The sequence below is a fragment of the Pontibacter pudoricolor genome (assembly GCF_010092985.1).
GTDB classification, from domain to species: Bacteria; Bacteroidota; Bacteroidia; order Cytophagales; family Hymenobacteraceae; genus Pontibacter; species Pontibacter pudoricolor.
Genome location: NZ_CP048106.1, coordinates 84,542 through 100,833 on the forward strand (window position 1 = coordinate 84,542; position 16,292 = coordinate 100,833).

The window sequence follows — 16,292 nt, forward strand, 5'->3', positions numbered from 1 at the left end:
AAAGCTTTTATTATAGTTTAAACTGAATAGGTATACTAACATTAAGGGCATAACCCGGTGCATTAAATTTAAGTAGTCTGGCCAGACGTAACGCTTCTTCACCGGTGCCGGCACCCGGGTTCCGTAGTACCTTAAACCCCGAAGTAGAGCCATCTTCATTGATTGTAAACCCGATAATAGCCTCGCCCATAACACGGTTACGTTTGGCCAGCGCCGGGTATTGCATCTCTTTGCTGATAAACTCATACATGCCTTCTTTGCCACCTTTGTAATGTTCGGCTGCAGGCAGCACATTATCAGGTATCCAGTAAGCAGGTTTTTCTTTTTTCGCGTCTGTAGTTGTAGCTGTCTGGGCCGAGGCCGTTACTGCCATAAAGGCAAATAAAAGAAACAATAATGAGATTTTAGTTTTCATAAGGGAATTTGATTTAAAATTAAACTCAAGCGGGACTATTGCTGAGGCTGCACCTGTGCGTTTACTTCATCTATAAAGTTAAGCAGTTCATCGCGACCCATTCTTTTTTCTGATGAAGTTACAAAAATGCGCGGCAGCTCATCCCATGTTTGCAGCAATGTACGCTTGTAAGCAGCTATAGTTGAGTCCGTCTTTACAGAAGACTGTTTATCAGCTTTCGTAAAAACGATCACAAAAGGCACACCAATCTGCCCCAGGTGGTTAATAAAATCCATGTCGGCCTTCATCGGCTCATGACGCGAGTCGATCAGTACAAAGATGCAGGTCAGGTTTTCGCGCTTCTGAAAGTAGTAATTTATCATCTTGCGCCAGTCGTCGCGGGAGCCCTTGCTTACTTTCGCATATCCATAGCCGGGCAAATCTACCAGGTACCAGGTATCGTTAATAAGAAAGTGGTTAATGAGCTGCGTTTTGCCAGGCGATGATGAAGTTTTAGCAAGGCCTTTCTGTTCTGTAAGCATATTGATAAGCGATGACTTACCCACATTAGAGCGGCCAATAAAGGCATATTCGGGCTTGTCTGGCGCCGGGCATTCCTCCACGCGGGTGTTGCTCATCAAAAATTTTGCTTCTTTTATAACCATGCTGCTGCTTCTGATTTGGTACGGTTCCCGGATATTTGTAATATAGGGGTTTGTAAATGTATAAAATTGTTAACTTAAGCACCTGAAGTCAGAACTTAAGCACTTACAAAGGTACGTTTTATTTGCCAAACATGAAGAATATGCCTCTATACTGGTTACACTTGCCAGGTATAACGCCTAAAAAAATGAAACAGTATAAATTCTGGTCTGCCAAAAGTTTGTGCAGCCTTCTTTTGCTGGTGTCTATAGTTTGCTCAGGCATGCGGCTGCCCGATACAGAAACGGAAGCAGCTGATGCCAGTATGCGTAAGGCCGACAAAGCGTATGCGAAGGCGGATTTTGCCGAGGCCGCCGAATGGTATCAGAAAGTGTTGGAAAAGGACCCTAATAATGTGATGGCCCTGTACCGGCTGGGAATCAGTCATCTGGAACTCCGTGATCCGCGCAAGGCAAAGCTTTGCCTGCAGAAAGTGTATGACATTGACCCAAAGTTCGGAGAGAAAGTAATCGTGAACCTGGCGGAGGCACTGCACCAGAACTATGAGTTTGAGGAAGCAAAAAAATATTACCAGCAGGAGATATACAGCACCGGTCGGGCCGACTGGAACTATGTAGAAGTAATTCGCAAGCGTATTGATGAGTGCAATGCAGGTCAGGCGCTCATGGTACAGCCATCGGTGGCGCAGGTGGTAAACCTGGGTGCAGCTATAAACTCAAAAGAAGTAGAGTATGTGCCTGTGCTTACCGACAATGATTCTACGCTGCTCTTTACCGTACACGATGCGCCTGAAGGGCCGGAACAGATCAAAGTTTCGAGGAGATCAAATGGTGCGTGGCAGCGATCTAAGGAGTACCTGAAATCTGATAATACCAAACACGGGCAGGCTATTGTGACGATATCGCCTAATGGTAACCTGCTGTACACCTACGCATCTGCTGAAGGCCTGCGAAGCTACGACCAGGCAAAAGGTGCGTGGGTAAATCCCAGGCCACTGCCAATACCTTTAAGCCAGTTGGCGAACGAAACATCCGTACACATAACGGAGAGTGGAGAATTTGCATTCTTTGCAAGCGACAGACCCGGAGGCTTCGGCGGGCTTGATCTGTATGTAAGCCAGAAGTTTCCGGATGGTACCTGGAGTGCGGCTATCAACCTTGGAGCAAATATTAATACGGCCCATGACGAGGATGCCGCGTTTGTAGATGCCAAAACAAAAATCTTATACTTCAGCTCCCGCGGGCACAACACCATGGGGGGCTTCGATATTTTTAAATCTGAGATGCGCGACGGCGCCTGGCAGCCTGTTCAGAACCTGGGTTTCCCTATCAACTCACCGCACGATGAACTCTATTTTACCCTGGACCGTAACCGGACGTCTGCTTATTTCTCGTCAGACAGGCCTGGAGGGATGGGGGCACTGGATATTTACCAGATAGTACTGCTTCAGTAATTAAGCACTACTCTATAATGTAGGAACATTTAACTGCCTGCCTTATATAAGCGTATGGCAGTTTTTTCTTATTTATTTATAAAACAAAAACTGAACATATATAGATAATATATTTTTTATATATTTGCCTTTATTCAATTGTTTATTGGGAATGTTATAGTTTGGGTGCGGGGCTGTGAGGCTTTCTGAACGAGAATATCCACATGACAACACGGGCTATACTTAAAAACTGAATTTGCCAACTAAGTACAAAATAATTATATACTAACATATACCAATTTTAATATTGCTCGTATAGACGCTAATAACGGGCAGGAATGCCATTTATGCTTATAAATCTTACACTCAGTCAAACCAAGAAAAAAATATAACAAACCTTTACAACATGAATCAATTAGCCAAATCGTTTTCACGATTTTCTTTGCTGTTAGCCCTGTTGTGTCTGATAGCTTTTACAGCATCTGCACAAAGCAACAGAAAGCTGATTCGAAGTGGAAACAAGCTCTTCGCAAAAGAAAATTACCGTGCTGCCGTTCCTTTTTATGAGCAGGTACTGGCCAACGATCCTAATAATGCGAAAGCGTTGTATTACGCCGGTATCAGCTACATGACCTTTGATAAAGAAAAAGCTGCCGATTACCTGTACCGCGCTCAGAAGATCAAGCCAAACGTAGACCGTGACCTGGAATACTGGTTAGGCCGTGCCGACCACATCAACTATCGTTTTGATAGCGCGATCGAGCACTTTAAGGCTGCTCAGAAAGAGTTACGCCGTCGTGATGAAGAGCGACGAGAAGAGCTGGCTATGCTGATTCAGCATGCAAACAACGCCAAGCGCGAAGTGGCTAATCCAAAGGATATATTCGTGAAGAACCTGGGAGGTGTTGTTAACTCAGCTTACTCGGAGCACAGCCCTGTTATTTCTTCTGATGACAACTACCTGCTTTATACTTCGCGTAGTTCTGAGGCAACAGGCGGTACTCCGGCACGTGATGGCGAATACTACGAAGACATCTTCGAATCCACCAGAATCGGGGAAGATGAATGGTCTCCAACCAAGCGTGTAGCAGGCGCCCTGAACAGCCCAAGCCACGATGCATCTATTCAGTTATTTGACAACGATACCAAGCTGCTGCTTTACCGCGCCGATAACAACGGTGATATTATGGTTGCTGAGCGCCAGGCAGACGGAACATGGGGTGAACCGAAAAGCATTAGCCCGAACATTAATACCAAGCATTACGAGTCTGATGCGTTCATCACAAAAGATGGCCAGACTTTATTCTTCTCAACAAGCGCTTACTCTGAGTATGGCGACCTTGATATTTATGTGTCCAAGCGAAATGCGGATGGCAGCTGGGCAGCTCCGAAGAGCATCGGAAGCACTATAAACACGCCTTTTGATGATGACAGCCCGTACTTTGCCGACAACGGTACATTGTACTTTGCCTCTACAGGACACAACACCATGGGTGGCTATGATATCTTTGCTTCTAAATACGACTCAGTTGCAAGAAGATGGGCAAAACCAGTTAACATGGGGGCACCGGTAAACACACCGGATGATGATACTTATTACAGACTTAGCCCGGATGGCAGCTACGCTTACCTGTCGTCTTACAGAATTGGCGGTTACGGCGAGAAAGACATTTATACTATAAACTATATCCGCAACGTACGTGTGCAGGGCCAGGTATTCTCTAAAGTTGACAGCCTGGCAATACCGGGTGTAGAACTGATCTTTAATGGCCAGTCAGCTGACAAGCGTCCGATCTCTTACCGTGATGTGACACGCCCTGACTCAGGTTACTACCAGGTAGATATTCTGTCTGGCCGTAATTTCCAGATACAGGTATCTAAAGATGGCAAGCAGATTACTACGGAAGAGCTGGAAGTGCCTATGTCGCTGAACGATACAACAACTATAGTTCGTAACTTCTACATCGATTACGTTGACACGACTGCTACCCGTGCGGGCGTACTGGCTGTTAAACCGATTTACTTCGATACAGATGAGTATAACCTGCGTCCGGAGTCTGTGAGTGAACTGGATAGAGTTGTAGCCTACTTGAAAGCAAATCCACTGGTTAACATGAGCATCGAAGGCCATTGCGACTCACGTGCAAGCGACGAGTATAACATGACACTAGGTGAGAACCGTGCGGTTGCAGCTTACGAGTATCTGAAGAGCAAAGGCATTTCTGAAAGACGCCTGGTAACAGTAAGCTACGGCGAACGCAGACCTGCAGTACCAAACACATCTGCTGAAAACATGCAGCTGAACAGAAGAACTGAGTTCAGAGTGCTGGAGAGAGCTGATCAGCCAGCAAAACAATAACTATAGTTTCGGGTTATAAAAGACCTGAACAAACTATAACAGGACAGGCCGGGTATTTGCCCGGCCTGTTTTTTTTAATAAACCGTGTATTATAATTCTAGGTGGCGTATTTTTGCCTGTATACTTTTAATTGCAACTATGGCAGTAGTACCTTATAAAGACCAGAACGGTGACAAGAAATCGCAGGTGGCAACTATGTTTAACAACATTGCCGGCAAATACGATTTCCTGAACCACTTCCTGAGTGCTGGCATCGATATTATCTGGCGTAAGAAAGCAGTAAGCCTGCTGGCCCCGATCAAACCCAAACAAGTACTGGATATTGCTACCGGAACCGCCGATTTCGCGATAGAGACATTGCGCCTGAACCCTGATAAAATTACCGGTGTGGATATATCGGAAGGGATGCTGGCCGTGGGGCGTGAGAAACTGGCTAAAAAAGGGCTGACCAGCAAAATAGAGTTACTTTATGGCGATTCGGAAAATCTGCCTTTCGGGGATAACTCCTTTGATGCAATTACCGTAGCCTTTGGGGTGCGCAACTTCGAGAACCTGGAGAAAGGGCTGGCAGAGATGTACCGTGTATTGAAACCGGGCGGTATGGCTGTGGTGCTGGAGTTTTCGAATCCGCGCAGCTTCCCGATGAAACAATTGTACCATTTTTACTCCCGGAATATACTACCGATGATAGGTAAGTTCGTTTCAAAGGATAATGCTGCATACACGTACCTGCCCGAATCAGTGCAGGCTTTCCCGGACGGGCAGGCATTTCTTAACATCTATGAAAAGGTTGGTTTTAAATCTACAAAATGGCATTCACTCACATTTGGCATAAGCTCCATTTACACCGGACGAAAATAGCATTGTTTACTTTACTGGCATTGCTGTTAAGTGCTCCGGCACTGCAGGCCCAGAAAAAGTTAAACACACTTAACAAACCTGACTATGATCAGAAGTTAATACACTATGGGTTTTACCTGGCGGCGCCACTTACCCGCTATAATATAGACCACTCGCAGGAGTACGCTGATCAACTGGCAGCTGACCCATCCGGCGGCGAGGGCACTACCAATGTAAATGCCAAATTCAGCCCAGGGTTTTACACAGGGCTGGTGCTTAATGTGCGTATTGCCGATAACCTGGATGCGCGTTTTGTGCCTGGGGTGGGGTTTTACAGCCGTAAGATCGAGTTTACGAACATGCCCCAGGAGACCGGTGAAATTCAGACAGTGGATAAAGTGATCAGCTCAACGATGGTAGAGCTGCCTGTGCTGCTGAAGTTTAAAGCCAAGCGCCGTACCAATGCCCGTATGTACCTGGTGGGGGCATTAAGCCCGGCATAGACCTGGGCAGTGGCAAAAGCGACGAAAACCCGGACCAGGGCCTGGCTGTAGAGAAATTTGACCTGGCCCTTGAATATGGATTCGGGGTAGATATGTTTTATCCGTTCTTTAAGTTTGCGCCGGAAATTCGTTTTTCGCATGGGTTAATAAACCAGCACAAGCTTACGCAAAGCCAGTATAGCCACCTGCTTCAAAAGCAGACAAACCATAATATTTCACTCATCCTTTTCTTTGAATAAGACCGATGTTTAAGATAGCACTTGTAACCGGAGCAACTTCCGGAATAGGCCGCGCTACAGCTATTGCGCTGGCAAAACAGGGATACCAGCTGATAGTTACAGGCCGCCGCAAAGAACGCCTCGAAGAACTGCAGCAGGAGCTGGAAGGCGTAACGACTGTGTTGCCTTTGCTGTTTGATGTGCGGAACAAAGAAGCAGTGCAGTTTGCTATTGCATCGTTGCCGGAAGAATGGCAGCAGATTGATGTGCTGGTTAATAATGCCGGCAACGCCCACGGTCTGTCTCCGATACAGGAAGGTTCGCTGGAGGACTGGGACGCCATGCTGGACATTAACGTGAAAGGCCTGCTGTATGTGAGCCATGCGGTAATTCCGTTTATGCAGAAGCAGGGCCGCGGACATATAATCAATATAGGGTCTATTGCCGGTAAAGAGGTGTATGCCAATGGTAACGTTTACTGTGCCTCTAAATTTGCCGTGGATGCGCTTTCAAAAGCGATGCGCATCGATCTTATAACTACAGGTATCAAAGTATCTGAAGTGAACCCGGGCCTGGTAGAGACTGAGTTTTCGGAAGTGAGATTTAAGGGCGATAAGGAGCGTGCCGCAGGTGTTTACCAGGGATATCAGCCACTTAAGGCAGAAGACATCGCTGACCTGATCGCTTTTATAGTTAGCCGTCCGGTCCACGTAAACCTGGCTGAGGTAATGATACTTCCGGCTGCCCAGGCATCTGCTACAGTTGTAAATAAAAATTTATAGTTCAGTCCTGATCCAGACTAAAATAGCTTAGAAGCGTATAAAATAAGATGTTCAGGCATTAAGCCGACTTAAATTTTTACGTACTTTAATAATACAAGCTATGAAAGACCAGGAAAGAAATCAGGGACAGGAAGGTAATCAGAAATCTGATAAGAATCAGCAAACAAACAAAACCCAACAGGGAGGAAGCCAGCAGCCGCAGGGCAGTCAGCAACAAGGCGGACAGCAGCAAGGCAGCCAGGGCCAGAACAGAGGCCAGCAGCAGGGCTCTCAGAACCAGCCACAGGGTAGCCAGCAATCAGGAGGCATGCAGGGTCAGAGCAGCGGCCAGCAACCTCAGGGTAGCCAGCGTTCTAGTATGAGCGGCCAGCAAGGCGGCCAGGGTTCAGGCATGAGCGGTCAGCAGCAAGGTGGCCAAAGCTCAGGTATGAGTGGTCAGCAGCGAAGCGGCCAAGGCCAGAATCAGAACGATCCGAATCAGGCTAACCGCCAGGGCGCTACCAGCACCGGCATGAAAGGCAGTGATGCTACATCGAGCCAGCAGCAGGGCCAGGGCGCACAAAATGCGAAGGACCATAACAACCGTAGCGGCAGCGATAGTGGCCAGGATACAAACAAGAAAGATCGTTAAACTAACATAGCTCAAACAATAAAATAAGCGGGCAGCATCTGAAAAGGTGCTGCCCGCTTTGTATTTATAAACAGTAGGCTGACTGATTATATACGAATTATGGTGTAAGGCTGCTTTTATGTTGAGACGCAATATTTTTCGTCTGCAAAGGTTGCTCAGATAGTAATGGCTGCAACATTAGTAAAGAGCTTTTCAACCTGTAACGCTAATAAAATCGGCCTGTAGCAGGAGACGCAAAATATTGCGTCTCCTGCAAAACTTAAACCTATTTATACCGCCAGTTTGAGCGCAGCGGTAACTGGTAGTAGAGCATAGTAAGCAGATTTGTAACCGACGTATTCCAGAACTATAGTTTAGCCAGTTACAAACTGGCTCCATGTACAGTTGCAGATTGCGCTAACGCTAAACTTGCGCCATGTGCTGCACTGTGTGCCGATAATCCGGAGCCTGAAACATCTCTTTTCTGAAGAAGGTATGAAACCGCCCTGCTATAGTTTACCGGGCTTAATCGAGGTAGAAATGAAGCAGGAAGCCTGCACCTGCAAAATCCTTGGCGCGCATGTTATCGTTATGCTTTACGTGAGCCCTGTCCCCGGATTTATAGTTGTTGCCATATGTGCTGTCGGTTATGAAGATGCGGCTGCTTTTCTTTTTGCTTTCAGTTGTATAGGTATCTTCGCCTTCGCCACCCCAGATGCTGATGCTGATTTCCGGGTTCGCATCTCCCTCCAGCACAAACTGATCTTTGCCACCCAGACCGTAAAGAATAATGTTTTTTGTTTGCTTCGCGTTAAATGTCCTGTCATATAACAGCTGCTTTACTTCTTCATCCTTACTGGTTTTATACACCTGCACCTGTACTTCGTTTTTAGAAAGAACCTTAACAATAAAGCGTTCGTGTTTATCGCTGCCAACTATAAGGGCATCTTCAGCAAGTATATTAAAGTAATCCTGTGCTATCTCTTTTACATTATCCCTTCTGACTTTTAGTTTTTTTATGATGGGTTCGGCCGTTAAACTATAGATCGTATCCGGCATTTTTCTGAACGAGCTTTCGATTACCTGGTCAGTTAGGGCTGTTTTTACGCTGTCGGCAATTTCAAGCCAGTCCTCCTGACTTAGTTCTGATAAGATGAGGGCATCTAAATGACGGGCATTGTAGTTGAGTTTCTTAAGGTTGCCTACCCGCTTGCGGTATGTTCTGAAATGGGGCTTAAACTTTAGCCACCTTGTTATGTAGGGGATAGGCGCATCGTGCAGTTTATAGAACACATTGTCGCGGTCGCGGGGGACAGGACGATACGTATAGGCTTTTTCTTTTGGTTCCAGTTCGGCCCAGCGCCAGTTGTCTTCGTGGCGGCTCCAGTCACCTATCAGCATATCAAACAAGCGGGCGCGAAGGTAATTGCGGGCATCTATCCTGGTGTCGTTATCCGAGAGCCGTTCGGTTAACATAGATCGGGTGCTTTTTACCTTTTCTGCATTGCCCATCAGGGGGTTATCTTTCTGATTGCCATCCGGCCTCCGCTCCATCAAAACTATAGTTCCACCCACCTTATCCAGGTATTCGCCTAATTTGGGGTCGTGGGGTATGTAAACCAGTTCCGGGTCTGTGTGGTAGATGCCGACAGCTGTTGCCATGCCCGGTAAAGCAAGCGCCGCGAAAGGGTGTGTGGCGCTGGTGGCATCGCGTGCAATGTTGGCAATGTAGCTTTGCCGCCACCTCGGCGACAACGCTCCGGCAGGCTCCTTGTCTATAGAACGTAATACATATTCGGTACTGTCTTTGGTTTGCATGCGCAGGCTTATAGTTTGCCGGCTGCCACCCATTTTAAGCGGTTGCAAGCCTCCGTGGGCGGTGCTTATGTCCAGTACCCTGATGGTAACGGGGGTGTACCAGGCATTGCGGTAATGCCTGCCATATAAAAAGGTGTGCAGGGTGCCGCGCTTATAGTGTGCTCCGGCAGGTAAGGTTATAGTGCTGTCGGTGTAGCTGGTTACCAGTGCTGCGTTTGCAGGTGCCTGCGTAACCTGCCTAACCGAATGCGGATAGCGTTGACAACTGCCCGCCACCAGCATAAAAAGTAGCAGGGGTAGTATACGATGTACCTTAAAGGTTTTAATTATGGTAACAGTAGTTTTATAAGCCATTGTTATATGATAGCTTTCAGAAGACGCAACAGAATGCGCCCTTACAATTCTTTAATTCTTTAACTTCCAAACTTTTTAACTCCTAAAATCCTTCACGGTCAAATGCATGGACTCTAATGTCGCGGGTGGTTTTATCTTTTGTTTCGGGACCGGCTTCTATTTCTGTTCCACGGCTGGTGTCATATACCCAGGTCTTTTTGCCACCACGTTTTACTTTTGATTTGTCTTTTATTTCATCCTCGCCGCGGCCGCCAACTATAATCACCTTTATCCCTTTCTCTGCTTCTCCTTCTATCTCAAATTCATCGTCCCCGGCAAGGCCATATAGTTTGATCTCTTTGGTTTCGTTGCGTAAAAAAGTGCGTCTGAAAGTAATTACGTCATCTGATTTGCGGGTGATGGTAACTAGCGTTTCATCGTTGTTTAGGCGTTTTACTTTAAATTCATCTTCTGAGTCGGTGCCAACCACAAGCGGCTCTTTGGCGAGTATCTCATAAAACTCAGCGGCTGCTTCGCGCAATTTATCGCGGCGGTTACGGAGCTTTCGGGCGGTATTCTCGCCTTCCAGTTTATAAACAGCAGCCGGAAACTGTTTTACAGCATTTTCTATAACCTCATCTGTAAGTACCTTTTGCAGGGCAACAGCCACCGAATCGAATTGCTGACGCGTTACCTGTGCCAGGGCGCGCTTATCCAGGAACTCGGAGTTCATGGTCAGGGCATATACATCGTTAAACTCATCATCAAAAGACTCAAACTTACGGATCGCCCAGTTGCGGCTGAATATCCAGGGAATGATGCCGTCCTGGAAACGGTAGAAAACGTTGTCGCGGTCTTTGGGGATTGGTCTGTAAGTTGTATTGCTCCCTTTTTTATACTCGGCCCAGTCCCATTGCCCTTCGTGGCGGTCCCAGTCGTTCAGGAGCAGGTCGAGCAGGCGGGCTTTGGCAAAGGCTTGCTGGTCTATAAAATGGTTGTCTTCTTCAAAACGCCTGTTCAGCACATCTTCTGAGCCAACCAGGTCCACGGCATCTCCGAGAGCCGGTGTAAGGGCGTCTTTTCCGTCGTATTTCTCCTCCAGCATAAATACATTATCACTGAAGCGTTCGTTATGTTCGCCAAAAGTGTCGTCGTCGGGGCGCACGTAATAATAGGTAGGCGTTGCGTGCGGTATACCGGCGGCCCTGGCCAGCGGAGCTACAACCAACGCACCATACGGATTTATGGCTGAGGTCTGGTCGCGGAGAATATTGGCCACAAAAGTTTTGCGCCATAGTCCCGGCACTACGCCTACAGGGTCTTTATCGAGGGAGCGGAGCGCGTACGAAAAGCCTGAGCTGTCGGTAAGCGTCATGCTGGTTGTCTGAAAACCGCCTCCCAGTTTTTCAATTGTAAGACCTCCCTTAATTTTCGTCTTATCAAAAAGGGGCAGGGTTACCGGAGTTGTCCAGACAGGGCGGTAATGCGTTCCCCAGAACAGCCTGTGCAGGGCACCCCGTTTGTAATGTTTGCCAGCCTGCACCGTAACACTATCAAAAGCGTCCGGATTTTGGTGTAGTTGCTTGTAAACGACAGGGTCGGTAACGGGTGTTTCAGCGTAAAAATTCTTCCGGGCGCAGCCGCATATAAATATGAGTGCAAGCAGTGCCTGCAGGTATATCGGTTTCATAGGTAGTCAAGAATATAATCTTGACACTATCTAACGTAAATCAGATATAATGTTTTCAGGCGAAGCCAAACTATAGTTTAGCCAAAGGTGGTTTATAGTTAGGGAAGAGGCAGCTATAGTTGGTAGTTCTGAAGTGTTTAAGATTTATGGAATTGGTTAGAAACCAGAGAATTTGAATTTTAACCAGCAAAGAATCGGGCGAAAGTTTTAGTTGTTGGTGATACCACTAACAACGGCTCAAATTCCCGGGTATCCCATAAACACAACGCCTGCAACTATAGCATTGCAGGCCTTGTGTATGTACTGCCTAAGAACCTGTTTAGAGTTTTCAGAAAATCGATGCAAGATGCCCTAGCTGCGTGTTTTCACCAGCAAGTACTTTTGGGTAAAAGTATAGTTGTTGGTGAAAACACCAACAACGGCAGGTTGTAATACTATAGGAGGAAACCCTAAACAGCTTCTAACTATAGTTTACCGCTTTACAAACTCTACGCGGCGGTTGTTGGCTTTGGCCTCGGGGGTGCTGTTCTTATCAATCGGTTTGGTTTCTCCCATGCCTTTGGCTTCCAGGCGGTCCGCTTTAATGCCCTGCGCTACCAGGTGGGTTTTAACTGCTTCGGCACGTTGCTGGCTCAGTTTCTGGTTTGCGCTTTCGTCGCCGTCGCTGTCGGTGTGGCCCTCAACGGTAAATTTCAGGGTTGGCTGTTCTTCCATCAGTTTGGCTATGTCGGCCAGTGTGCCCGCAGATTCGGGACGTATGGTTGCCTGGTTTACATCGAATTTAATGCCGTAGGTTACTATTTTGCCATCGGCCATTACCTGGTCGTATAGTTTTTTGCCGCCTTCGGCTACCAGCACATTCTTCACCATCGAGTTGGCATCTATGCGTTTGTCTATTTCTATGCGCAGGCCCGTTGGTTTGCCCTGCACATTTGGTATGTTTATGAGGCGCTGGTTATCGAGGTACACTTTCATGCTGCGCTTGTTAAACGAGATGGCCACGTGCCGCCACTGGTTTGTAATTTTTTGTGCAGCCAGCTCTTCCGACTCAGAACCGAACTCTTTAAAGCGGGCGCTGTTCGCTCTTATAGCAACCGGATCCCAGAAGTGGCCGTTAATTTCTTCTTTATAGCTTTTAGAATCGTTTACGAGGTAGATATTATACTCCACGTTAGGGTTGTCAGAGTCGAAGAAAATATCCATTTCAATGGTAAAGGTTTCAGGCAGCCATTGTTCTTTGGTCATCAGTGGTTTTATGCTGGTGCCGTAACTTACCAGGTTTATTACACGCTCGTTGCCAAGCATGGCTACTTCGGCGTTGCCGTCATTTAAATCCCAGCGCGACGGAAATTCGCCTACTTCTTCGCCGGCCAGGTTATCAGAGAAAACAACTTTGTTGCCGGGCACAAAATCATATTTCGACCAGGCTTTCATTTTGCCGGGTTCGGTTTCGGAGGCTGTGCTATTGCCATCGCTGGCCGCTTCGTTTTTGGCTGCTTTGTTGCCGGCTATTTTCTTTTTACCGTCTACAACATCATCAACCCCTTTGTCAATCTTCTGATCAATTTTCTGGTTTACTTTATTTTTGATCTTGTTACCGATATCGAACTGGGCGTGCGCAGGCAACGAAAACAGGGCCAGCATACTGATGCCGGCAAGCGAAAGAAATAACTTTTTCATAGTTGGATATAAGGATAGGTTATAGAAAACACAAATGTAGTATTTGTAACTATACCAGTAAATAATTGTGTTGTTATAATTTGTGAGGTTGACGTTTGCCCCAGTAAATGCCATGAAAAACGGGGTGAAGGGCAGGGGAAGTTTCATTCTCCTCTTCTGTTATCCTGAAAGGATTTTTTGAGTTGATAGTAAAGGCTTGACCTGCGGGGCAAGGCCCTCTTTTTCCACCACGTTTTTTTAACAGAATGACAAGAATTTTTTTATTCATTACCAGAATGAAATGACCCTGGGTTGAGGGGCGGTGGCCGGTCAGGTAGCAGATGCAGCCGATTTGCTCGCTGTGTATCTGAACTATAGAACACCGGCTGGCGCTAGGGGACGTTTTAGGCTGTTGCAATGCCTTTGCCGGACTCTGACAGGTAAGTGTTATAGGTTGGTGGACTTTGCTTTAATTTATAGCTGGTATACGTGGCGGGCCGCTACCAGACAGCGCACTTCCCGAAGGCGTTCGGGACGAGAGCAAGGCCTATGTAGAGACGCAATATTTTGCATCTCCGAAGGCAGATCTAACAGTAATGGCCCCCTTAAAAGCAGGAAACCATAAAATGCATTTTATTTCCAACCCGTAAATGTGGAGACACAAGGTATTGCGTCTCCGAAGGCTGTTCAAGTAGTAATCGCATCAACTATAAAACGTTACCCGCTACTCAAACTTATAGCACTTATGATACAGGCATGTCGCTGGAGATACAAGATATTGCGTCTCTACATGGTACAAGAGCTATCTCCAAATGAATTACCGGTGGCGTACAGCTAGGTGTGTGGCAGCAACAGTTTAAAGCGGCCAGTGTCCGCTGGTAGCTCACACTCGCGGGACGCGAGCGGGGGCAGATGCAGGAGATGGCAGAAATGTGCAGGGGGCTATAGTTTAAACAGCTTTTAAGGTAAAACAATAATCCCCGGCCAGAATAAACCGGCCGGGGATTTTATAGTTTATAGTTGAGGCAGCTTAAGCTACTTCTTCTTTCTTGCCCATGCGGTTACGCTCGTTCTCGTCTAAATAGATCTTGCGCATGCGCAGGCTCTTAGGCGTTACTTCCAGGTACTCATCCTTCTGGATGTATTCCATGGCTTCTTCCAGCGAGAAGTTTTTAGCAGGAGCGATCTTGGCGTTATCATCAGAACCGGAAGCACGCATGTTGGTCAGCTTCTTACCTTTCTGGATGTTCACCGTGATATCGTTCTGGCGGTTGTGCTCCCCGATTACCTGGCCCATGTATACATCTACACCCGGATCAACGAAGAATACACCTCTGTCCTGCAATTTATCAATTGAGTAAGCCGTACCAGGACCCGTCTCCATAGAGATGATAGAACCATTGTTACGGCCCGGTATAGTGCCTTTGTGCGGCTCGTATGCCAGGAAACGGTGGTTCATGATCGCCTCACCGGCTGTAGCAGTCAGTACGTTGTTACGCAGACCGATCAGACCACGCGAAGGAATCGTGAACTCCAGGTGCTGCAGGTCTCCCTTAGGCTCCATCACGTTCAGTTCACCTTTACGCATCGATACCAGCTCGATCACTTTACCGGCTGTTTCTTCCGGCACGTCAACTACCAATTGCTCGATAGGCTCGCAACGAACACCGTCAATTTCTTTATAGATTACCTGTGGCTGACCTACCTGAAGCTCATAGCCTTCGCGGCGCATGGTTTCGATAAGTACAGACAAGTGCAGAATACCACGACCAAATACCAGGAATGAATCTTCACGGTCAGTTTCCTTTACGCGTAGTGCCAAGTTCTTTTCAGTTTCTTTGAACAAACGCTCACGAAGGTGACGTGATGTTACGAATTTACCCTCTTTACCGAAGAAAGGAGAGTTGTTGATCGTGAACAACATGTTCATTGTTGGCTCGTCGATAGAGATACGTGCCAGTGCTTCCGGGTTCTCTGCATCAGCGATTGTATCGCCAATATCAAAGCCTTCGATACCTGTAACAGCGCAGATTTCGCCTGCCGATACTTCTTGAACTGATTTTCTGCCCAGGCCTTCAAATACCTGAAGTTCTTTGATACGACCTTTTTTGATAGAACCGTCTGCTTTCATCAGGTTGATCGGCATACCTTCAGTAAGTGTACCACGGTGCACACGACCGATAGCGATACGACCCACGAAAGAAGAATAATCAAGCGACGTGATCTGCATCTGCGGTGTACCTTCACGGAACGGTGCAGCAGGTATCACATCAATGATAGCATCCAGCAAAGGAGTGATGTTGTCAGTAGGCTGAGTCCAGTCTGTGCTCATCCAGCCCTGCTTAGAAGAACCGTACAGCGTTGTAAAGTCAAGCTGGTCCTCTGAAGCATCGAGGTTAAACATCAGGTCGAATACCTGCTCGTGCACTTCATCAGGACGGCAGTTTTCTTTGTCTACTTTATTTACTACTACAATCGGCTTCAGGCCAAGCTGGATAGCTTTACCTAATACGAAACGTGTCTGTGGCATGGCGCCTTCAAAAGCATCTACTAAAAGTAGTACACCATCGGCCATTTTAAGTACGCGCTCTACCTCACCTCCAAAGTCGGCGTGACCAGGTGTGTCTATAACGTTGATTTTAACACCTTTATAGCGAACCGACACGTTCTTAGAAACGATCGTGATACCACGCTCGCGCTCCAGATCGTTGTTGTCCAGTAAAAGGTCATCAAAGTGCTGGTGCTCTGCAAAAAGCTTTGAAGCGTGAATGATCTTGTCCACGAGCGTTGTCTTGCCGTGGTCTACGTGTGCGATGATCGCGATATTACGAATGTTCTGCATTGAATTGATTTTTCGAGGTGCAAAATTACTAAAAAGCCTTGATAATTTAGTAGCCCGCTCGAAATAAAGAGGTTATGTTTTTATTATTTTCTTCAGAATCAGGTATTGACACTGATTAATGGGCAAACATATGGTACCTGAAGTTTGTT

At 46.9% G+C, this 16,292-nt stretch carries 12 protein-coding genes; 6 read left to right on the forward strand and 6 right to left on the reverse strand.

Annotated features, from left to right (window positions below):
* Positions 1 to 10: 10 nt before the first annotated feature.
* Both GSQ66_RS00390 and yihA read right to left on the reverse strand, forming a co-directional pair.
* A complete protein-coding gene (locus tag GSQ66_RS00390; protein ID WP_202923379.1) occupies positions 11 to 415 on the reverse strand; it encodes a TonB family protein in 405 nt (134 codons plus the stop codon).
* Between the two features lie 35 nt (positions 416 to 450).
* Positions 451 to 1,059, reverse strand: coding sequence for a ribosome biogenesis GTP-binding protein YihA/YsxC (yihA, locus tag GSQ66_RS00395; RefSeq protein WP_162425642.1), 609 nt, complete (start codon positions 1,057 to 1,059; stop codon positions 451 to 453).
* 185 nt (positions 1,060 to 1,244) lie between these two features.
* Between yihA and GSQ66_RS00400 the strand changes: the two genes are divergently transcribed.
* The 6 genes from GSQ66_RS00400 to GSQ66_RS00425 all read left to right on the forward strand — a co-directional run bounded on the left by GSQ66_RS00400 (position 1,245) and on the right by GSQ66_RS00425 (position 7,822).
* Positions 1,245 to 2,510 (forward strand): tetratricopeptide repeat protein, encoded by a 1,266-nt coding sequence (locus tag GSQ66_RS00400; protein ID WP_162425643.1) that lies wholly within the window; start codon positions 1,245 to 1,247, stop codon positions 2,508 to 2,510.
* A gap of 385 nt (positions 2,511 to 2,895) precedes the next feature.
* Positions 2,896 to 4,848 carry an OmpA family protein gene (locus GSQ66_RS00405; protein WP_162425644.1) on the forward strand — a complete coding sequence of 651 codons (1,953 nt, stop codon included), beginning with the start codon at positions 2,896 to 2,898 and terminating at the stop codon, positions 4,846 to 4,848.
* Positions 4,849 to 4,986: 138 nt separating this feature from the next.
* A complete protein-coding gene (ubiE, locus tag GSQ66_RS00410) occupies positions 4,987 to 5,709 on the forward strand; it encodes a bifunctional demethylmenaquinone methyltransferase/2-methoxy-6-polyprenyl-1,4-benzoquinol methylase UbiE (protein WP_162425645.1) in 723 nt (240 codons plus the stop codon).
* Between the two features lie 2 nt (positions 5,710 to 5,711).
* Positions 5,712 to 6,191, forward strand: coding sequence for a type IX secretion/gliding motility protein PorT/SprT (gene porT / locus GSQ66_RS18845; RefSeq protein ID WP_238395760.1), 480 nt, complete (start codon positions 5,712 to 5,714; stop codon positions 6,189 to 6,191).
* A 244-nt stretch (positions 6,192 to 6,435) separates the two neighbouring features.
* Positions 6,436 to 7,191 (forward strand): SDR family NAD(P)-dependent oxidoreductase, encoded by a 756-nt coding sequence (locus tag GSQ66_RS00420; protein ID WP_162425646.1) that lies wholly within the window; start codon positions 6,436 to 6,438, stop codon positions 7,189 to 7,191.
* A gap of 100 nt (positions 7,192 to 7,291) precedes the next feature.
* On the forward strand, positions 7,292 to 7,822 hold the full coding sequence (locus GSQ66_RS00425; protein ID WP_162425647.1) for a hypothetical protein: 531 nt from the start codon (positions 7,292 to 7,294) through the stop codon (positions 7,820 to 7,822).
* 504 nt (positions 7,823 to 8,326) lie between these two features.
* On the opposite strand, the gene GSQ66_RS00430 is transcribed toward GSQ66_RS00425, so the two are convergent.
* The 4 genes from GSQ66_RS00430 to typA form a co-directional block, all read right to left on the reverse strand.
* Positions 8,327 to 9,973 (reverse strand): hypothetical protein, encoded by a 1,647-nt coding sequence (locus GSQ66_RS00430; protein WP_162425648.1) that lies wholly within the window; start codon positions 9,971 to 9,973, stop codon positions 8,327 to 8,329.
* An 82-nt stretch (positions 9,974 to 10,055) separates the two neighbouring features.
* Positions 10,056 to 11,642 carry a hypothetical protein gene (locus GSQ66_RS00435; protein WP_162425649.1) on the reverse strand — a complete coding sequence of 529 codons (1,587 nt, stop codon included), beginning with the start codon at positions 11,640 to 11,642 and terminating at the stop codon, positions 10,056 to 10,058.
* A gap of 471 nt (positions 11,643 to 12,113) precedes the next feature.
* Positions 12,114 to 13,322, reverse strand: a complete 1,209-nt coding sequence (locus GSQ66_RS00440) for an OmpA family protein (protein ID WP_162425650.1) — start codon at positions 13,320 to 13,322, stop codon at positions 12,114 to 12,116.
* A gap of 1,009 nt (positions 13,323 to 14,331) precedes the next feature.
* The gene (gene typA, locus GSQ66_RS00445; protein ID WP_162425651.1) at positions 14,332 to 16,143 is read right to left on the reverse strand and encodes a translational GTPase TypA; all 1,812 of its coding nucleotides are present in this window, start codon (positions 16,141 to 16,143) and stop codon (positions 14,332 to 14,334) included.
* Positions 16,144 to 16,292: the final 149 nt, after the last annotated feature.